The 20,030-nt window shown below is 68.1% G+C and carries 16 protein-coding genes; 6 read left to right on the top strand and 10 right to left on the bottom strand.

Annotation, left to right across the window (positions count from 1 at the left end; all coding sequences use genetic code 11):
- Nucleotides 1-67 precede the first annotated feature (67 nt).
- The 5 genes from xerD (at nt 68) to D0901_RS12900 (ending at nt 6,650) form a co-directional block, all read left to right on the top strand.
- Entirely contained in the window at nt 68-976 is a 909-nt protein-coding gene (xerD, locus tag D0901_RS12920) for a site-specific tyrosine recombinase XerD (protein WP_129140711.1), read from the top strand.
- Nucleotides 977-979: 3 nt separating this feature from the next.
- A complete protein-coding gene (locus tag D0901_RS12915; protein ID WP_129140710.1) occupies nt 980-1,735 on the top strand; it encodes a DsbC family protein in 756 nt (251 codons plus the stop codon).
- 75 nt (nt 1,736-1,810) lie between these two features.
- Nucleotides 1,811-3,127: a homoserine dehydrogenase gene (locus tag D0901_RS12910; protein ID WP_129140725.1), complete on the top strand. Its 1,317-nt coding sequence runs from the start codon at nt 1,811-1,813 to the stop codon at nt 3,125-3,127.
- A gap of 146 nt (nt 3,128-3,273) precedes the next feature.
- Nucleotides 3,274-4,662: a threonine synthase gene (thrC, locus tag D0901_RS12905; protein WP_129140709.1), complete on the top strand. Its 1,389-nt coding sequence runs from the start codon at nt 3,274-3,276 to the stop codon at nt 4,660-4,662.
- Nucleotides 4,663-4,862: 200 nt separating this feature from the next.
- Nucleotides 4,863-6,650: a single-stranded-DNA-specific exonuclease RecJ gene (locus D0901_RS12900; protein ID WP_129140724.1), complete on the top strand. Its 1,788-nt coding sequence runs from the start codon at nt 4,863-4,865 to the stop codon at nt 6,648-6,650.
- Between the two features lie 17 nt (nt 6,651-6,667).
- Here the strand turns inward: D0901_RS12900 and D0901_RS12895 are convergent, their stop codons facing one another.
- From D0901_RS12895 to D0901_RS12865, 7 genes are all read right to left on the bottom strand, one after another.
- Nucleotides 6,668-7,612 carry a lactate/malate family dehydrogenase gene (locus D0901_RS12895; RefSeq protein WP_129140708.1) on the bottom strand — a complete coding sequence of 315 codons (945 nt, stop codon included), beginning with the start codon at nt 7,610-7,612 and terminating at the stop codon, nt 6,668-6,670.
- 105 nt (nt 7,613-7,717) lie between these two features.
- On the bottom strand, nt 7,718-8,032 hold the full coding sequence (locus D0901_RS12890) for a DUF2845 domain-containing protein (protein WP_233440425.1): 315 nt from the start codon (nt 8,030-8,032) through the stop codon (nt 7,718-7,720).
- A 52-nt stretch (nt 8,033-8,084) separates the two neighbouring features.
- Nucleotides 8,085-8,504 carry a VOC family protein gene (locus tag D0901_RS12885; protein WP_129140707.1) on the bottom strand — a complete coding sequence of 140 codons (420 nt, stop codon included), beginning with the start codon at nt 8,502-8,504 and terminating at the stop codon, nt 8,085-8,087.
- A 39-nt stretch (nt 8,505-8,543) separates the two neighbouring features.
- Nucleotides 8,544-10,082, bottom strand: a complete 1,539-nt coding sequence (locus tag D0901_RS12880) for a DHA2 family efflux MFS transporter permease subunit (RefSeq protein WP_233440424.1) — start codon at nt 10,080-10,082, stop codon at nt 8,544-8,546.
- Nucleotides 10,083-10,085: 3 nt separating this feature from the next.
- Complete coding sequence (locus D0901_RS12875; protein ID WP_233440423.1) at nt 10,086-11,279, bottom strand: HlyD/EmrA/EmrK family protein; 1,194 nt, start codon at nt 11,277-11,279, stop codon at nt 10,086-10,088.
- A 277-nt stretch (nt 11,280-11,556) separates the two neighbouring features.
- Nucleotides 11,557-14,496 (bottom strand): heavy metal translocating P-type ATPase, encoded by a 2,940-nt coding sequence (locus D0901_RS12870; protein ID WP_129140705.1) that lies wholly within the window; start codon nt 14,494-14,496, stop codon nt 11,557-11,559.
- Entirely contained in the window at nt 14,489-14,917 is a 429-nt protein-coding gene (locus tag D0901_RS12865; protein ID WP_129140704.1) for a MerR family transcriptional regulator, read from the bottom strand. The genes D0901_RS12870 and D0901_RS12865 overlap by 8 nt, the downstream gene beginning before the upstream one ends.
- 253 nt (nt 14,918-15,170) lie before the next feature.
- Here D0901_RS12865 and D0901_RS12860 point away from each other — a divergent pair, with 253 nt between their 5' ends.
- On the top strand, nt 15,171-16,442 hold the full coding sequence (locus D0901_RS12860) for an OmpP1/FadL family transporter (protein ID WP_129140703.1): 1,272 nt from the start codon (nt 15,171-15,173) through the stop codon (nt 16,440-16,442).
- A gap of 48 nt (nt 16,443-16,490) precedes the next feature.
- Here the strand turns inward: D0901_RS12860 and D0901_RS12855 are convergent, their stop codons facing one another.
- Genes D0901_RS12855 through oppB form a run of 3 tightly spaced genes read right to left on the bottom strand, consistent with a single transcriptional unit; the run spans nt 16,491 to nt 19,993 of the window.
- Entirely contained in the window at nt 16,491-18,089 is a 1,599-nt protein-coding gene (locus D0901_RS12855; RefSeq protein ID WP_129140702.1) for an ABC transporter ATP-binding protein, read from the bottom strand.
- 7 nt (nt 18,090-18,096) lie between these two features.
- Complete coding sequence (locus tag D0901_RS12850) at nt 18,097-19,053, bottom strand: ABC transporter permease (protein WP_233440422.1); 957 nt, start codon at nt 19,051-19,053, stop codon at nt 18,097-18,099.
- 16 nt (nt 19,054-19,069) lie between these two features.
- Entirely contained in the window at nt 19,070-19,993 is a 924-nt protein-coding gene (gene oppB / locus D0901_RS12845) for an oligopeptide ABC transporter permease OppB (protein WP_129140701.1), read from the bottom strand.
- Between the last annotated feature and the right edge of the window lie 37 nt (nt 19,994-20,030).

The raw sequence follows: 20,030 nt of genomic DNA, 5'->3' as shown, positions 1-20,030 counted from the left end.
CCCGTCGCCGCGTCATGCGGGGCGGGGTTTGTCGTATCTGGCGGGGCGGAAGAGGCGTGAAGCGCCCATGAGCGACACGCATGACAACGACGAGCGGCTGATCGAGGCCTTCCTCGATGCCCTGTGGCTCGACCAGGGGGCCAGCGAACATACCCTGAGCGCCTATCGTCACGACCTCCAGGCCTGGCGGAACCGTCTGGCGGACGAGGCGGCGGGGAGCCTGCTGCGCCCCGCCCCGGGGGCGCTGGCCGGCTGGCTCGATGCGCGCCGCGCCGCGGGCTATCAGTTGCGCAGCGATGCCCGGCTGCTGTCGAGCCTGCGCCGCTTCTACCGCTGGGCGCTCGAGCAGGGGTTGTGCGAGGCCGACCCGCTCGCCGACGTGCGCCTGCCGCGCGTCACGGCCCGGCTGCCCGATACCCTCGACGAGGCGGAGGTCGAGCGGCTGCTCGCCGCGCCCGACACCACCACGCCGCTGGGGCTGCGCGATCGCACCATGCTCGAGGTGCTCTACGCCTGCGGGCTGCGCGTTTCCGAGCTGGTCGGCCTGCGCCACGACAGCATCAATCGGCGCCAGGGCGTGGTCCGCGTGCTCGGCAAGGGCGACAAGGAACGCCTGGTGCCATTGGGGGAAGAGGCCCAGGTCTGGCTGGAGCGCTACCTGCGCAGCGCGCGTGGCGAGCTGATGCAGGACGTTCGCCAGGCGCCGTTGTTTCCCGGTCGCGGCGACGGCTTCATGACTCGCCAGACCTTCTGGCATCGAATCAAGCGCCATGCGCAACGGGCCGGCATCGACAAGCCGCTGTCGCCGCATACCCTGCGCCATGCCTTCGCCACGCACCTGTTGAATCATGGCGCCAACCTGCGTGTCGTACAGTTGTTGCTGGGTCACAGCGACCTGTCGACGACGCAGATCTACACCCACGTGGCGCAGGCGCGACTCGAAGCCCTGCACGCGGCCCATCATCCTCGAGGTTGAACCATGCATCGAACGCGACGGATCCTCTCGCTCGGCCTGGCGGCCGTGATCACTGTACTGACCGTGGCCACCGCCCAGGCGGCGGTACCCGAGGCGCTCTCCCAGGACCTGACCGTCAACGGCAAGCCGGTCCCGGTCGAGTCGGTGAGCGACACGCCCATGCAGGGCATCTACGAGGTGCGCCTGAAAAGCGGCGAGACCTTCTACAGCGACGCGGACGGCAGCTTCTTCGTCGTCGGCGACCTGTTCGCCAACCGCGAGGATGGTCTGGTCAACCTCACCCAGCAGGCCCGCAACGGCGAGCGCAACCAGCGCCTGGCGAAACTGCCCGAGGATGAGCGGGTGATCTTTCGCGGTGCCGAGGAACCCAAGGCGGTACTGCGCGTGTTCACCGACGTGACCTGCCCCTACTGCCACAAGTTCCACGAGGAAGTGCCGCGGCTCAACGCCATGGGCATCGCGGTCGAATACCTGGCCTTCCCGCGCAGTGGCCTGGGTTCCGCCGGGGCGCGCCAGATGGCTCAGGTCTGGTGCAGCGACAACCGCCAGGAAACGTTCACCGCGGCCATGAACGGCGAGGCACCGACCAACGCCCCGGATTGCGACAATCCGGTGGCCGACCAGTATCATCTGGGGCTGGACCTCGGGGTGCAGGGCACCCCGGCGATCGTGCTGCCCGACGGTCGCATGATTCCCGGCTACGTGCCCGCCGAGCGGCTGGCCGGGATGCTGGGCCTCGACACGGGCAAGTCCGGCTGAGATCGGGCGCGTTGGACACCATGGCCGGCCACGGCGCCGGTCGAGAGCAGACAGACAAATGAGGGGAGCATGACCTTGAAACCGGTGAGAGTAGGGATCTGTGGACTGGGGACCGTCGGTGGCGGCACCTTCAACGTGCTGATGCGCAACGCCGACGACATTGCGCGACGCGCGGGTCGGCCGATCGTCATCGAGCAGGTCGGCGCCCGTCGCGAGAATCCCGATTGCGACACCACCGGGGTCAAGGTCACCGCCGATATCTTCGAGGTGGCGCGCAATCCCGACGTCGACGTGCTGGTCGAGCTGATCGGCGGCTATGATGTGGCCCGGGAACTGGTGATGACCGCCATCGAGCACGGCAAGCACGTGGTTACCGCCAACAAGGCGCTGATCGCCGTGCACGGCAACGAGATCTTCCAGGCCGCCCACGACAAGGGCGTGATCGTCGCCTTCGAGGCGGCGGTGGCCGGCGGGATCCCGGTGATCAAGTCGATCCGCGAGGGGCTCGGCGCCAACTGCATCCAGTGGCTGGCCGGGATCATCAACGGCACCGGCAACTACATCCTGACCCACATGCGCGACGAGGGGCGGGCCTTCGAGGACGTCCTCGCCGAGGCCCAGGCGCTGGGCTACGCCGAGGCCGACCCGACCTTCGACGTCGAGGGCATCGACGCCGCCCACAAGCTGACCATCCTCGCCTCGATCGCCTACGGGGTGCCGCTGCAGTTCGACAAGGCCTACACCGAGGGCATCTCGCGGATCACCTTCGACGACGTCGAACAGGCCGACAACCTGGGCTACATCATCAAGCACCTGGGGCTGACCAAGCGCACCGAAGCCGGCCTCGAGCTGCGCGTACACCCCACGCTGATCCCCAAGGAACGCCTGCTGGCCAGCGTTCACGGCGTCAAGAACGCCATCGCGGTGATGGGCGATGCGGTCGGCCCGACCCTCTACTACGGTGCCGGTGCCGGGGCTGAGCCGACGGCGTCGGCGGTGGTCGCCGATCTGCTCGACGTGGCCCGCGACATCGCCACCGACCATCATTATCGGGTGCCCTACCTGGCCTTCAGCGGCATTCACGACGGTGACAATCATCTGCCGATCCTGCCCATGGAGGAGATCGTCACCGCCTACTACCTGCGCCTGCTGGCGGTGGACCGCCCCGGGGTGCTGGCGCGCGTGGCGACGATCCTCTCCGAGCGGGGCATCTCGATCGAGGCGATCATCCAGAAGGAAGCCACCGAAGGCGAACTGGTACCGATCATCCTGCTGACCCACCGGACCCGCGAGGCGTACATGAACGAGGCGATCCGTCAGCTCGAGTCGCTGGCCGACATCGCCGGGCCGGTGACACGGATTCGGGTTGAGTCCCTGGACGAACAGGAATAAGCCGAGAAGAAAGAGGCAAGACACAAGAGGGAAGAGAGCCGGCATGGCGACGCTGGCTTTTGGGGTTCTCTTCGCTCTTTCAGGCGCACGGCGCCGATCTTCCGTCTTCAAGCGGCGCAGCCGCGATCTTTCCGAAGGAATTGATGATGCGTTATATCAGTACGCGCGGGCAGGCGCCGGCGCTCGACTTCGAGGATGTGGTGCTGACCGGCATGGCCAGCGACGGCGGGCTCTACGTGCCCGAGACGCTGCCGCAGTTGTCCCACGACGATCTGGCCGAGATGGCCGGGCTGTCCTATGCCGAGATCGCCTTTCGGGTGATGAAGCCGTTCGTCGGCGGCGAGATCGACGACGCGACCTTCCGCGACATCGTCCACGATGCCTATGCCACCTTCAGCCATGAGGCGGTGGTACCGCTCAACCAGCTCGGCGCCAATCACTTCCTGCTCGAGCTGTTCCACGGCCCGACCCTGGCCTTCAAGGACGTCGCCCTGCAACTGCTCGGCCGGCTGCTCGATCACTTCCTGAAAAAGCGCGGCGAGCGCGCCGTGATCATGGGCGCCACCTCCGGCGATACCGGCTCGGCGGCGATCGAGGGCTGCCGCCACTGCGACAACCTCGACATCTTCATCCTGCACCCGCACAACCGCGTCTCCGAAGTGCAGCGTCGCCAGATGACCACGGTGCTCGCCGACAACGTCTTCAACGTCGCCATCGAGGGCAATTTCGACGACGCCCAGGCGATGGTCAAGGCCAGCTTCGCCGATCAGGCGTTCCTGAACGGCACCCGGCTGGTGGCGGTGAACTCGATCAACTGGGCGCGCATCATGGCCCAGATCGTCTACTACGTCGCCGCCGGCGTGGCGCTCGGCGCCCCGCACCGTCAGGTGAGCTTCTGCGTGCCCTCGGCCAACTTCGGCAACGTCTTCGCCGGTTACATGGCCTACCGGATGGGCCTGCCGGTGGAGCGCTTCGTGATCGCCACCAACGCCAACGACATCCTGCATCGCACGCTGGCCGACAACGACTTCTCCAAGCGCGATCTCGCCGCGACACTGGCGCCGTCGATGGATATCGTGGTGTCGTCGAACTTCGAGCGCTTGCTGTTCGATGCCTACGAGCGTGACGGCGACGCCGTGCGCGCGCTGCTCGAGCGCTTCCAGGACGAGCCGACCGCCCTCGCCGAGGCGCCCCTGGCGCGGCTGCGCGAGAAGTTCGCCAGCCACAGCGTCGACGACGCGACCATCCTCGAGGTGATCCGCGAGGCGCATCAGCGCACCAAGGAGATCCTCGATCCGCACACCGCCACCGGCTATCGGGCGGCGGAGGTCTGCCGCGGCGACGCGCACGTGCCGATGATCACCCTGGCCACCGCGCACCCGGCCAAGTTCGCCGACGCCGTGGTCAAGGCCGGTTTCCCCGGGGTGCCGCTGCCCGCGCACATGGACGGTCTGCTCGAGCGCGAGGAACGCTACACGGTGCTGCCGGCGGACCTCGCGGCGGTGCAGCGCTTCGTCGCCGACAATCGCCGGTGAGGCGGTACCGCGGCTGATCCGCAGACAGGGTGGCGAGGGGGCGCGGTAGCCCCTTCCTTGGGCGGCTACCGACGCCATCCTTGGCGTCGGCCCCCTCCGTCCCGTCACCGGCGCCCCGCGTGATCGTCGCAGGAGCCGGCACGCCCGGTTTGCCGGGCGTCCTGTCGTCATTTCCTGGAGTTTTCGTGAACACCACGCCGATGCCCGTTGCCGATGCCTCGCTGACGCCCCGAATCCTGCCGCGCGCCCGCGACGAGGCCCTCTACCGCCGTGCCCTGGAGGCCGGGCTCTCCGAGCTTCAGGCGCGGGTGCTGGCCGGCCGTCTGGCCGGCTATCGGGGCGAGCTCGCGCCGCTGGTGACGCCGAGCCTGCGCCATCTCGAGCACCCCGAGCGCCTGGCGGATGCCCGTCGCGCCGCCGAGCGGCTCGCCCGCGCGGTCGCCGAGGGCGAGCACATCGGTATCCTCACCGACTACGACGTCGACGGCATCACCTCCCACGTGGTGATCCTGCGTACCCTCAACGAGCTGTTCGGGGTGCCGTCGCACAAGCTGCACAGCCTGATCGGCCACCGCATCAACGATGGCTACGGCATCAGCCTGCCGCTGGTCGAGCGTACCCTGGCGCTCACGCCGCGTCCCGACGTGATCGTCACCGCCGACTGCGGCTCCTCGGACGAGCCGCGCATCGCCCGGCTCGCCGCGGCGGGCATCGACGTGATCGTCAGCGACCACCACGCGCTGCCCGAATCGGGGCCGCCGGCCTCGGCCTACGCCACGGTCAATCCCACCCGGCGCGACTGCGACTTTCCCGACCCGACCATCGCCGGCTGCATGGTCGCCTGGCTGGTGATGTCGCTGACCCGCGCGGTGCTGATCGAGATCGGCCATCTGTCCGCGTCGACGCCCAAGCTCTCGCCGTGGCTCTCCTACGTCGCGCTGGGCACCGTCGCCGACTGCGTGTCGCTGGGCGGCAGCGCCATCAACCGTGCCGTGGTCACTCAGGGGCTGGCGCTGATCAACCGCATGGAGGCGCCCTGCTGGCGGGTCATGGCCGAGCGCCTGGGCCCCGACAGCGTGCCCTTCGACGCCGAGACGCTGGCCTTCCAGATGGGCCCGCGCATCAATGCCCGCTCGCGGCTCGACGACCCCTACGCCGCGCTGCACTTCGTGCTTGCCGCCGACGATGCCACGGCGCGCCGGCATCTCGAGGTGCTCGATGCCGACAACCAGTCGCGCAAGGCGATCGAGGCCGACATGGTCGAGACCGCCCGCGAGCGGGCGATGCTGCAACTGGCCGCGGGTGCGCGGGTGCTGGTGGTGCACCTCGAGGACGGTCACGCCGGGGTGCAGGGCATCGTCGCCTCGCGCCTGGTGCAGGCCTTCGGCCGGCCGACGCTGGTGCTCACCCCGGCGGTCCAGCCGGGCATGCTGACCGGCTCCGGGCGCTCCATCGAGGCGCTGCATCTGCGCGATGCCCTGCAGCGCGCTCACGATCTCGCTCCCGAGGCGTTGCCGCGCTTCGGTGGCCATCGTGGCGCCGCGGGGGTCGGCGTGCCGCTGGAACAGCTCGAGGCGTTTCGCGAGGCGCTGGCCCGGGCCGTCGACGAACAGCTCGGCGAGGGCGAACTCTACCCGTGTGTCTTCACCGACGGCGATCTGGACGCGGAGCAACTGTGCCTCGCCACGCTGGACGAGCTGGAGCGCCTGGCGCCTTACGGCCGGGAATTCGACGCGCCGCTGTTCGACGGCGAGTTCCTGGTCGAGAACCTGCGCGTGGTGGGCGCCGACGGCAGTCACCTGATGCTCACCCTGACCCGGGGCGCGGCCAGCGTGCGGGCGATCTGGTTTCGCGCCCTGACGCCCGGCGAGCTGCCGGCGTTCGATCTCGGCGCGCGGCTGCGCTGTGCCTACAAGCTGTCGCGCAATCGCTGGAAGGGGCGCGAGTCGCTGCAGTTGATGATCGAGCACGCCGAGCCGGTGGCCTGACGCCTCGGCGTGCCGTCTCAGGGGTTGTCGGCCGCCTTGACGCTGTCGATCAGCGTGCGGAGAAACGCCGCCGAGGCGTGCAGGCGCTCGAGTTCGTCGTCGCTGAACGGCACCCGGATGATGCGTGCCACGCCGCGCTGGTCGATGACCGCCGGGACGCTGAGCACCACGTCGTCCAGTCCGTAGTCTCCCTGCAGCAGCACGCCCGCCGGCAGGATCGAATGCTCGTTGACGGTCAGCGCCTGGACGATGCGGAACACGCTGGCGGCGATGCCGTGATTGGTGTTGCCCTTGCGCTCGAAGATGTCGATGCCGATCTGCTTGACGTCGGCCAGTACCTGGTCGCGATCGAGCCGGGGCAGGTCGTGAAGGGTACAGTAGCTGTCCAGCGACTGACCGGCGACGTGGGCCAGCGACCAGGGGATGAAGGCGGTCTTGCCGTGTTCGCCGAGCACGTAGCCGAAGACGTTCTTGGGATCGATGCCCAGACGGTCGCCGACGATCTTCATCAGTCGCGCGGTATCGATGATGCAGCCCGAACTGATCACCCGATGCGGCGGATAGCCGGTCCCGGCGATCACGAAGTAGGCGGTGATGTCGACCGGATTGGAGACCAGGATCAGGATGGCATCGGGGGCGTGGCGCTCGACGTCCCGGGCGACCTCGACGGTGATGCCGGCATTGATCCCCGCCAGCTCGTCGCGGGTCTGGCCACGTTCGATCTGGGCCCCGGCGGTGATGATGACGATGTCGGCGCCACGGCAGTCGGCGTAGTCACCGGCGACCAGGCGCGTGTTCTTGGCGAAGGTCAGCGCGGTGGTGTGCGAGAAATCGAGAATCTCGCCCTCGGCCCGGTCGCGGTCGATGTCGACGAGTACCAGTTCCGAACAGCTGCCCATCAGCAGCAGGTAGTCGCAGATGCTGACGCCGACCATGCCGGCGCCGATGACGGCGATCTTCATTTCAGCCTCCCCTGCAAGTCCGTATATTGCATTGCAGCATAGCAGGTTTGGCGGGGACCGAGCGTCGAGCCTGTCAGCGGTTTGCGACGGCCTCGCCTTGTCGTGTCACGATGGGCCGACGGCCATCTCGATGCTGATGAGTTTCTTATTGATGAATCGCAGGTAGTAGCGCGCGCCGTTCCTGGGCCCGTACACCCAGTGCTCCACCTCGACGGCCCCCTTGTTGTCGGTTGCCGGGGACAGCGTTCTGGCGTCCGGCTTGCCGCATTTGCGAATGACATCGACGGTCAAATCCCCTTCATGGACCAACGCATTGCCACAGCGCATGGCGTGGGCATTGCCCGGATAGACGATGCTCAGCATGGCGGATAGCAGGGCGATGCACAGTGGCAAGGAATGGCGGGCGGGGTTCTCGACCATGAAGACTTCTCTCCTTGTACCGCAGTTCCCGGCCAGGTGCCGGGAACGACGATCAATAATTCGGCCAGACCCCGGGGGTGGCGAGTTCCAGCAGATGGCCGTCGGGGTCGCGGAAGTACAGGCTTTCGCCACCGCGGGGCCAGTGAGTGCGGCCTTCGATGGCGATGGCGTGATCGGCGAGGCGTGCCTCCCAGGCGGCGAGTTCGTCCGCCTCGATGGCCAGCGCCAGATGCACGCGCCCGGTACCGTCGTGGGGCGGGATGGTGCCCATGCCGTCGGGCAGCGTCACCGTCTCCTGCGTCGCGCCTTCCAGAAACAGCAGCAGCACGGTGTTGCTCCCGGCGTCGTAGGCGGTGAAGCGATGATCGGCGGTGAACGCCTCGAGGCCCATCACCGTCTCGAAGAAGCGGCGGGCCCGACTCATGTCGGTGACGTAGAGAGCGGTTTCCAGGATTCCATCGAGTTTCGGCATGGGCGGCTCCTCGGCTTTCTCTTAAGCGTAGCAAGTCGTTCAGCCCCGGTGCGTGGGGCGTGCGAACCACACCAGCAGCAGCAGGGCGAGGAAGATCCCGCCCGACAGGTAGAACAGGTCGTTGGTGCCCAGCATCAGCGCCTGGTTGGCGGTCAGCTCCGCCAACTGCTGGTGAGCCTGCTCCGGGGTGAGTCCGGCGGCCTGGGCGTGGGCCAGCCACTCGCGGGTCTGCGCGTCGTAGACGCTGAGGTGGCTATTGAGGCGATGATCGTGGAAGGTGGTGCGGTCGTCCCAAAGGGTGGTGGCCAGCGCCGTGCCGAAGCCCAGCGAGAGCTGGCGCAGGAAGTTGAGCACCCCCGAGGCGCTGGCCACTGCGTCGTGGGGCAGGCGCGAAAAGGCGATGGTCATTAGCGGGATGAAGAAGAAGGCGGTGCCCACGCCCCAGGGCAGGCGCGGCAGGAAGATCTGCCAAAAGGTCATTTGGGTGCTGCTGCGAAAGGCGGTGTAGAAGGAGATCGCGGCGAAGATCAGAAACCCCGCGGTGACCAGCAGCCGGGCGTCGACCTTGTCGGCCAGCCGCCCCGAGATGGGCGAGGCGACCGCTCCCAGAAGCCCCAGCGAGGCGGTGGCGAAGCCGGCCCAGGTCGCGGTATAGCCCATGCCGGTCTGCAGCCACAGCGGCAGCAGCACGATGGCGCTGAAGAACGCCATGTAGCCCAGGCACAGCACCGTGACGCCGACCGTGAAATTGCGATCGCGAAACAGGTGCAGGTCGACCACCGGGCGTTCGGCCGTCCACTCCCAGACCACGAAGACGCTCAAAAACACCAGCGCGACCAGACCCAGCACGATGATGTAGGTCGACTGGAACCACGCCTTGTCGTTGCCCTGGTCGAGCATCATCTGCAGGCTGCACACGCCGATGATCAGCAGCACCAGGCCCGTTACGTCGAGCGGCTCGCGGCGGGTCGCGGTCTCCCGCGAACGCAGCAGCAGCCAGGTCAGCGGCGCAACGATCAGGCCGATCGGCACGTTGATGTAGAAGATCCACGACCAGTTGATGTTGTCGGTGATCCAGCCGCCGAGAATCGGCCCGGCCACCGGACCGACCACCGCGGTCATGCCCCAGATGCCGTTGGCTAGGCCGCGCTTGTCGCGCGGGTAACAGGCTAGCAGCAGGCTCTGCGAGAGCGGGATCATCGGCCCCGCGGCGGCGCCCTGCAGGGCGCGGAAGGCGAGCAGCATGGGGAAGCTGAAGGCGAAGCCGCACAGCCACGAGAACAGCGTGAACAAGAGGGTGCAGATCACGAACAGCCGCACCTGGCCGAAGCGCCGCGACAGCCAGCCGGAGATTGGCACGGTGACGGCGTTGGCCACCGCGAAGCAGGTGATCACCCAGGTGCCCTGGTTGGCGCTCACCGCAAGGTCGCCGGCGATGGTGGGGATCGAGACGTTTGCGATCGAGACGTCGAGCACATTCATGAACACCGCCAGCGCCAGGGCCACCGTGACCACCGCGAGGATCGGACCTTGAAGCGGTGGCGGCGACTGGCTCTCGGCTTTCTGCGCGTCGGCCACCGCTCACTCCTTGGCGGCGTCGGCCGCCGGCGTCTCGCCGAGGTTGTGGCGGATGATCGTGTCGATGCGTTCGTCCAGCGCCGCGTCGTCGTAGCGGTAGGTGTGGGTCTGGTAGCGCGGGTCTTGCGGGGCGCGGCGGGTGAGGCTCGCACCGTCGATATCGTGAACGTCGATACTGGCGGTCAGCGACAGGCCGATGCGCAAGGGGTGTGCGGCGAGTTCGTCGGGATCGAGACGGATACGTACCGGCACGCGCTGGACCACCTTGATCCAGTTGCCGGTGGCGTTCTGCGGCGGAAGCAGCTCGAAGGCACTGCCGGTGCCCGCCGAGAGCGCCTCGACGCGGCCGTGGTAGACCACGTCGCCGCCGTAGAAGTCGGCGGTCACGGTGACCGGCTGATCGATGCGTACCCGGGTCAGATCGGTCTCCTTGAAGTTGGCCTCCACCCATATTTGGTCGAGCGGCACGATGGCCATCATCGGGTCGCCCGGCGCGACCTGCTGACCGAGCTGTACCGAGCGCTTGGCGACGTGCCCGCCGACCGGCGCGACGATGGTGGTACGCGTCAGGTCGAGCCAGGCGCGTCGCATCTCGGCGGCCGCCGCCTGGACGCGTGGATGGTGGGCGGGATCGGTGCCGCGTGTCTGGGTCTGCAGCGCGTCGAGGGCACTGCGGGCGGCCTCGAGATCGGCCTTGGCATTGAGCCAGTCGGTTTCGGCCTGCTGATAGCGTTCCTCGGCGATCGAGCGCTTCTGATAGAGCTGACTGGCCCGTTGGTAGTCGCGATGGGCCTGGGCCAGCGTCGCCTCGCGCTGGTCGATCACCGCCTGCTGCTGTTCGGCCTGAGCATAGAGCTGGCTGACCTGACGGACCGTCTGCGCCAGATTGGCCTCGGCCTGCTCCAGCGCCACCCGCGCGTCGGTCTCGTCGAGGTGCACGACCGGCTGGCCGCGGGCGACGTAATCGGTATCGTCGACATCGATGCGCGTCACGGTGCCCGTGACGCGCGGCATCAGCGACACCTGGTTGCCGTGGACATAGGCGTCGTCGGTGGCCACCGAGAAGCGAGCGATGAAGTACCAGTAGGCCCCGTAGGCGGCGCCGGCCACCACGAACAGGCAGGCCAGGCCGATCAGCCAGCGTTTGCGCAGGCGACGCTTGCGTGGTGCCTGCTCGGTCTGTGAGGCATCACTCACGACGGTTGCTCCCGGGCGGGACGACACGCCCCGGCGAGGTCGGAGGAGCCGCGTGGGGGTGTCGTCGACAAGACGGACAAGAACGCCAGCGCCGCCATGGTCGTGCATGGGGGCTGGCGTCAAGCGTGCGTTGGAATGTTAGCACCCTAAGCGCGGGCGCGGACGGCGTCAATCGCTACGAAAGGCCCATTACCCTGGCGTTCTCAACGATGCGACCCCCAGAACCACCAGACGATCCCCGCGATCAGCGCCAGCCCGATGACGTTGACGAGCACGCTCATGCCGATACCTCCCGGTTCCCGTCGGGTTTGAAGAAACGCAGCCGGTTGGCGTTGCTGACCACGGTCACCGACGAAGCCGACATGGCCAGCGCGGCGATGATCGGCGACAGCAGCATGCCGGTGAGCGGATAGAGGATGCCGGCGGCGATGGGAATGCCCAGCACGTTGTAGCCGAACGCGCCCCACAGGTTCTGCTTGATGTTGGTCAGTGCCGCCTGGCTGATGGCGATGGCGTCGGCGACCCCATGGAGCGAGTTGCGCATCAACGCGATGCCGGCCGATTCGATCGCCACGTCGGTGCCCTGGCCGATGGCGAAGCCGACGTCGGCGCGGGCCAGTGCCGGGGCGTCGTTGATGCCGTCGCCGACCATGCCCACCACCTCGCCGCGTGACTGCAGCTCGGCGATGGCGTCGTGCTTGTCCTCGGGCAGCAGGCCGGCACGGACGTCGTCGATGTCGGCTTCGCGGGCGATCGCCCTGGCGGTGGGTGGGGCGTCGCCGGTGAGCATGACCACCTTGAGCCCGGCGCGCTTGAGACGGGCGATCGCCGCCACGGCATCGTCGCGCAGCGGATCGGCGACGGCGAACAGCGCCGCCAGACGGCCGTCGATCGCCAGGTGCAGCACCGTATAGGCACGGGATTCGGCCGCCTCGATCCACGTCCGGCCCGGGGACAGGTCGATCCCTTCGGCGTCCATCAGCGCGGCGTTGCCCAGCAGCAGCCGCTCGCCGCCGGCGAGCCGGGCGCTGACGCCGCGTCCGGTCAGGGCGGTGAACTCCTGGATCCCGGCCGGCGCGATCTCGCGGGCCTCGACGAAGGTGACCAGCGCCGTGGCCAGCGGATGTTCCGAACCGCGCTCCAGCGCCAGGGCGGCGCCCAGCGCCCGCGACTCGTCGCCGAACACCTGCCAGTCGGTGACCTTGGGGCGGCCCTCGGTGAGGGTGCCGGTCTTGTCGACCACCAGCGTGGTCAGGCGGCTGGCGGTCTGCAGCGCCTCGCCGCTGCGGATCAGCACGCCGTGCTCGGCGGCCTTGCCCACCCCGATCATGGTCGAGATCGGCGTGGCCAGCCCCAGCGCGCAGGGGCAGGCGATGATCAAGACGGTGGTCGCGGCGACCAGCATGTGAGTGAGGCGCGGCTCCGGGCCGACGTTGAACCAGATCAGCGCGGTCAGCGCGGCAATGATCATCACCGCCGGCACGAACACCGCCGCGACCCGGTCGGCCAGCCGGCTGATCGGCGGCCGCGAGTTCTGGGCGTCGCGCACCTGCTCGATGATCCGCGACAGCCGGGTGTGCCGGCCCACGCGGGTGGCACGGTAGACCAGCGAGCCCTGGCCGTTGACGGTACCCGCGGCGACCTCGTCGCCCACGCCCTTGGCCACCGGCATGGGCTCGCCGGTCAGCGTCGATTCGTCGATGTAGCTGTCGCCCTCGACGACCTCGCCGTCCACCGGCAGGCGCTCGCCGGGGCGCACCCGCAGCCGGTCGCCCTCGGCGACGGCATCGATGTCGATGTCGCGCTCCTCGCCGTCGCGGATCACCCGGGCGGTGCGCGGGCGCAGGTCGAGCAGGTGCTTGAGGGCCTGCGAGGTGCGCCCGCGGGCGCGCACCTCGAGTGCCTGACCGACGTTGATCAGGCCGACGATCATCAGCGAGGCCTCGAAGTACAGCGAACGCGCCGCCTCGGGGACCACCCCGGGGGCCAGCGCGACGACCATCGAATAGAGCCAGGCCACGCCGGTGCCCAGCGCGACCAGCATGTCCATGTTCGCCTGGTGGTGACGAAACGCCTTGGCGGCGCCGACGAAGAACACCCGGCCGGCGGTGGCCAGCACGCCGAACGTGGCGAGTCCCACCGCGACCCAGGCCCAGCGTTCGCCGCCCTCGAGGACCGGATGATGGAAGGGCATCGAGGCCATCAGGGCCAGCCCCGGGACCAGGGCGATCGCGGTATCGCGCAGTCGCTGGCGGTATTCGCGGGCCTCGTTGGCCTCGCGCTTGGCCTCGCCGCGCTCGAGGTCCTCGACCACCTCGGCGCCGTAGCCCACGGCCTGTACCGCCCGGATCAGCGCCTCGGGGGAGGCGCGCCCGGTGACCGAGGCGGTGCGACTGGCGAAATTGACCTCGGCGCGCTCGACGCCATCGGTGGCGTCCAGGGCCTGCTGGATGGTGCGCACGCAGCTGGCGCAGGTGATCCCGGACAGCGCCAGCTCGACGCTGCGACGCGCGTCGCCGGCGGGCTCGGCGGCCGGCGCGGCGGTATCGCTCGCGTTGGGCGCATCCTCGGTGGTGGGGGCGTCTGCGGAGGCCTCGCCGCCCGGGGGATAACCCGCTTCGGTCAGGGCGGCGTCGAGCAGGGCATCCGGCAGGTAACTGGCGACGGTCAACCGTTTCTCGGCCGGTTCGCCCTCCACCCGGGCCAGCGGATCGCGGTCCTGGATCGCCTCGCGCATGCGCTTCACGCAACCCTGACAGGACATGCTCGCGATATGACGCGTGCGCTTGGTGAAGCGGGCGGGCTCGGCGGTATACCCGGCCTCGGCGATCGCCGCCAGCAGTGACTCACCGTCCAGGCGGCTGGCGACCGTCAGCCATTGATGTGCCGGGTCGCCGTCGACCGTCGCCTCGGCGTCGTGCTGCTGGATGGCGCGACGGATCCTGCCGACGCAGCCCTGGCAACTGACGCCTTGCGTGATGAAGGCATGCGGCGCCCCGTCGGTGGGCGCGGCATCGAAACCGGCCGCGCGGATCGCCGCGACGAGTTCATCGGTGTCATGGGCGGTGGTGACCCGCGCCAGGCGTGTGTCGAGATCGATGACGGTGGTGGCGTCGAGCGCCTCGAGGGCGCGGCGCGTCTTGGCCACGCAGCCGCCGCAGCTCAGCCCATCGAGGCGAAGCGTGCGTGTCGTGGGCCGGGCCGCGGTGTCAGTCATGCCGTTCTCCCTCCCGTGGGGCGTTCCAGTGCTCGATCAGGCGGCAGATGGTGTGGCCATCGGGGGCGCCGTCGGGCATCTCGGACCAGTTGTTCAGGGCACTCTCCATTCGCGCGGCCAGGCGCTCGAGCTCGACGATGCGCTGGCGAATCTCGGGCAGCCGGGTGGCGAGCAGATCGCGGACCATCGGGCAGGGCGAGTCGCCGTGGTCGGCATGATCGAGGATCTCGCCGATCTCCTTGAGGCTGAAGCCGAGCGTGCGCGCCCGCTGGATGAAACGCAGTCGGTTGAGCGACGCCTGATCGAAGAGCTGGTAGCCGTTGCCGGGATCGCGCTGCGGTCGCAGCAACCCTTCGCGCGTGTAATGACGTACGGTTTCCGCCGTGACGCCGGCGGTCCTGGCTAGTTCGCCCACTTTCATCGATGTGCCCTCCGTCCGATCCAACTTCAGTGTAAAACCTGGGTGTTACCCAAAGGTCAAGGCAAGAGCTGGCGACCGCAGGATGCCCGCTGACTGCGGCCTGCAGGGCCCTTCGACTAATGGGGGAGAGCCAACGAGGATTGAAACGGACGTTTGTTCTTGACTTGATCTGACCGATCAGCCAAAACGAGGAAGAGCCTCATTGCCCGCCGGGGCAAGACGATCATCACGCCAGTTTGCAACGGGAACCATTATGGACAACAAGATCAACAAGCTCGCCCTCGCCATCGCCGCCGCCTCGACGGTGCTGTCGGGCCAGGCCCTGGCAGGGGGCTTCCAGCTGAACGAGCAGAGCGTCAGCGCGCAGGGCTCGGCCTTCGCCGGGCGGACCTCCAACGTCACCGATGCCTCGATCGTGTTCGGCAACCCGGCCGGGATGTCGTTTCTCGAGCGGGCCCAGGTGACCGGCGGCGCGACCTATCTCGACGTGGACAGCGACATCGACGATGCCAGTGGCACCACGGCGCTGGGGACGCCGATCTCGCCGGCCTCCAACGAGGGTGACATGGTCCCCGGCAAGACGATTCCCTTCGGGTACTTCGTGCAGCCGATCAACGACCATCTGCACTTCGGCCTCGGCGTCTATGCGCCGTTCGGGGTGATCACCGACTACGAGGACGACTTCGAGGGGCGCTATTTCGGCAATTACAGCGATGTCGAGGTGGTGACGGTGCAGCCGACGCTGTCGATCAAGTTCAGCGACCAGTTCTCGGCCGGCTTCGGCATCACCTACAACCATATCGAGGGGGAACTGGAGCGGGCGACCTACGGCGGTCCCTTCGGCGATGGCCACGTCAAGGTCAAGGGTGACGACGACGCCTACGGCTTCACCTTCGGCATGATGTACAAGCCGCTGGAGACCACCACCCTCGGTGTGACCTATCGCTCCGACGTCGATTACGGCCTGGAGGGGCATCTCGATACCGACAACATCTACGCCGGCGGCGCCGGTCCGCTGCCCGACGCCAGCTACGATGCTTCGCTGGACATCACGCTGCCCGAGACCATCGACTTCTCGGTGACCCATGAGGTCAACGACCGCTGGACGGTGATGGCCGGGGCGGCGCTGGTCAAGTGGAGCAGTTTCGACGAGCTGGTGATCGAGAACGACAGCCCGCTGGGCACGCGGGTCGAGACCCAGGATTACGAGGATGCCTGGCAGTATGCCGTGGGCACGGCCTACCAGCTCACGCCGTCCTGGGTGGTGCGCGCCGGGGTGGCCTACGACGAGTCACCGATCCGCGATTCGGTACGCACGGTCCGCGTGCCCTCGAGCGATCGCATGATCTACTCGCTGGGGGCAGGCTGGACACCGACGCCGGATCTGACCATCGATGTCGCCTATACCTATCTCGACGAGGACACCGCCCCGGTCGACGAGACGGCCCCGACCAGCGGCAGTTATCGGGCCGATTACGAGAACTCGGCGCAGGGGTTCGGCGCGCAGCTGACCTACCGCTTCTGAGCGTCTCGCCTCCCACGAGAACCCGGCCGCCCGGCCGGGTTCTCGCGTTCAGGCGGCGGCGTCGATGAAGGCGGCGCGCATCAACTCCCGGGTATAGGCTTCCTGCGGATCGGCGAAGATCGCCTCGGTGGGGCCGCGTTCGACGACGCGGCCTTCCTTCATGACCAGTACGGTGTCGGCCAGCGCCCTGACCACCGACAGGTCGTGGCTGATGAACAGGTAGGTGAGGTCGTGCCGGCGTTGCAGGTCGCGCAGCAGGTCGATCACCGTGACCTGCACCGATCGGTCGAGCGCCGAGGTGGGCTCGTCGAGCAGCAGGAACTGCGGCTTGAGCACCAGGGCGCGGGCGATGGCGATGCGCTGGCGCTGCCCGCCGGAGAACTCGTGGGGGTAGCGGTTGCGCATCGCCGGGTCGAGCGCGACTTCCTTCAGCGCCTCGATCACCTGCGCTTCGCGCTGGTGCCGATTGAACTCGGGGTGGTGGACGCGCAGCCCCTCGCTGATCACCTCGCCCACCGTCATGCGCGGCGACAGCGAGCCGTACGGATCCTGGAAGACCACCTGCATCTTCGCGCGCAGCGGGCGCATGCCGCCGGTATCGAGTCTGGCGAGGTCGGTCTCGTCGAAGCGGATATCGCCTTGCGAATCCAGCAGACGCAGCAGCGCGCGGCCGAGCGTCGACTTGCCGGAGCCGGATTCGCCGACCACACCGACGGTCTGGCCGCGGCGCAGGGTCAGGTCGATGCCGCGTACCGCCTCGAAGTACTCGCTGTCGCGGAACAGGCGCTTCTTGATGGGGAAGCGCACGCGCACGTCGCGGGCCTCGAGCAGTACCGGCACGTCGTCGGCGACCGGCTCCTTGTGGCCGTGCGGATCGGCATCGATCAGCATGCGCGTGTAGTCGTGGCAGGGATTGGCGAACACCTCGGCGGTCTCGCCGCTCTCGAGCAGCTCGCCGCGGCGCATCACGCACACCCGGTCGGCGAAGTGGCGCACCACGCTAAGGTCGTGGGTGATGAACAGGATCGCCATGCCGTAGCGTGCCTGAAGGTCCTTGAGCAGGGCGAGGATCTGCGCCTGGACGGTCACGTCGAGGGCGGTGGTGGGTTCGTCGGCGATCAGCAGTTCGGGCTCGCAGGCCAGCGCCATGGCGATCATCACGCGCTGGCGCTGGCCGCCGGAGAGTTCGTAGGGATAGCTGTCGATGCGCCGGGCCGGCTCGGGAATGCCCACCTGTTCGAGCAGTTCGATCACCTTGCCGCGCGCCGCGCGACCCTTGGTCCCCTTGTGGCGGGCAAGCACCTCGGCGATCTGCGCGCCGATGCGATGCAGGGGGTTCAGCGAGGTCATCGGCTCCTGAAAGATCATCGAGATGGCATTGCCGCGAATCCGGCGCATGCGGCGCGGCGTGGCCTGGAGCAGGTCCTCGCCCTTGAAGCGGATGGCCCCGGAGGTCGTTGCCAGCTCGGGGAGCAGGCGCATGGCGGCGGTCGAGGAGACCGACTTGCCGGACCCCGACTCGCCGACCAGTGCCAGCGTCTCGCCGGGACGGATGTCGAAGCTCACGCCCTTGACCGCCGAGACGCTGCCGGTGGGCAACTGGAAGTCGACGCTCAGGTTGTCGATTTCGAGAAGTTTGTCAGCCACGGGAACCTCAGCGCGTTTTCGGGTCGAGGGCGTCTCTCAGCCCGTCGCCCAGGAAGTTGAGACAGAACAGCGTCACGGCGAGGAAGATCGACGGCACCAGCAGCATCCAGGGCGCGCCCTGCATGGTGTCGGTGCCTTCCGATATCAGCACGCCCCAGCTGGTCAGCGGCTCCTGCACGCCGAGTCCCAGGAACGACAGGAAGCTTTCGAGCAGTATCACCTTGGGCACGGTGAGGGTGACATAGACGATCACCGGACCGATGGCGTTGGGGATCAGGTGGCGGGTGACGATCTTGCTGTCCTTGACGCCCAGCGCATGGGCGGCCTCGACGAACTCGCGGCGCTTGAGCGAGAGCGTCTGGCCGCGCACGATGCGCGCCATGTCGAGCCATTCCACCGCGCCGATGGCGGCATAGATCAGGAAGATGTTGCGGCCGAACACCACCATCAGCAGGATCACCAGGAACATGAAGGGCAGCGAGTACATGATGTCGACGAAGCGCATCATGAGGTTGTCCAGGCGGCCGCCGACGTAACCGGAGATGGCGCCGTAGAGCACGCCGATCACCAGGCTGACGAAGCTCGCCACCAGCGCCACCGACAGCGATACGCGGCCGCCGTAGAGGGTTCGCGTGAGCAGGTCGCGGCCGTTGGCGTCGGTGCCCAGGAAGTGGCCGCCCTCGAGGCTCGGCGGGGCGGTGAAGGCATTCCAGTCGACTTCGGCGAGCCCCCAGGGCAGGACCAGGGGCCCCAGCACGCAGACCGTGGCGATCACGATCAGCAGTATCAGGCTGACCATCGCCGCGCGGTTCTGCTTGAGTCGCCGCCAGGCGTCGCGGGTCAGGCTCTCGCCGGCCACCGCGCCGGCCTCGGGATCGGGTTCGGCGGGCGGGTTGGGTCCGCCGGGCGGCGTCCCGCCGGCCGGCATTCGGGGCCCGCTGTAGGGCGTGGTATCCGTGGTCATCGTCGTTCCTCGCCGGTCAGTCGTAACGGATTTGCGGGTCGAGCGCCGAGTAGGCCAGATCGACGAGCAGGTTCATGAGCACGATCAGCGCGCCGTAAAACACCACCGTGCCCATCACCAGGGTGTAGTCGCGGTTGAGCGCGCCCTGGACGAAGTAGCGGCCGATGCCGGGAATACCGAAGATCTGTTCGATCACCACCGAGCCGGTGATGATGCCGGCGATCGCCGGGCCCAGATAGGAGGTGACCGGCAGCAGCGCCGGGCGGATGGCATGGCGCAGGATCACCTGCGACTCGGAAAGCCCCTTGGCGCGAGCGGTGCGGATGTAGTGGCTGCCCAGCACCTCGATCATGCTGGCGCGCATCATGCGGGCGATGTAGGCGATCTGCTGAATCGACAGGGCGATCACCGGCAGCACCAGATTGGGCCATGCGCCGCCGTTCCAGCCGCCGGCGGGCAGCCAGGCGAGCAGCACGCCGAACACCAGGGCGAGTATCGGGGCGATGACGAAGTTGGGGATGGCGATGCCCGCCAGCGCGGTGCCCATCACCGCATAGTCGATCGCCGAGTTGCGCCGGATCGCAGCGATGACGCCCAGCGGCAGGCCCAGCAGCAGGGCCAGCAGGATCGCCAGGCCGCCGATCTCCAGGCTCACCGGGAAGCCCTGCAGGATCAGCTCGCTGACCGAGAAGTCCTTGTACTTGAACGACGGGCCGAAGTCCCCCTGGAGCAGGTTGCCCATGTAGCGCAGATACTGCATGGGCAGCGGCTCGTCGAGGTGATAGGCCGCCTCGAGGTTGGCCTCGATCTCCGGCGGCAGCTGACGCTCGCCGTCGAAGGGACCGCCCGGCGCGATGCGCATCAGAAAGAACGAGATGGTGATCACGATCAGCAGCGTGGGAATCGCCTGCAGCAGGCGCTTCAGCGTGTAGCTCAGCATGTCGGGCTCCCTGGCGCGCCATGACGAGGGCGCCCGA

Origin of the sequence: Modicisalibacter coralii (genome assembly GCF_004117855.1) — a bacterium.
Taxonomy (GTDB): domain Bacteria; phylum Pseudomonadota; class Gammaproteobacteria; order Pseudomonadales; family Halomonadaceae; genus Modicisalibacter; species Modicisalibacter coralii.
The sequence above is the reverse complement of the archived record's forward strand: the minus strand, read 5'-3'. Positions and strand labels throughout refer to the sequence as shown.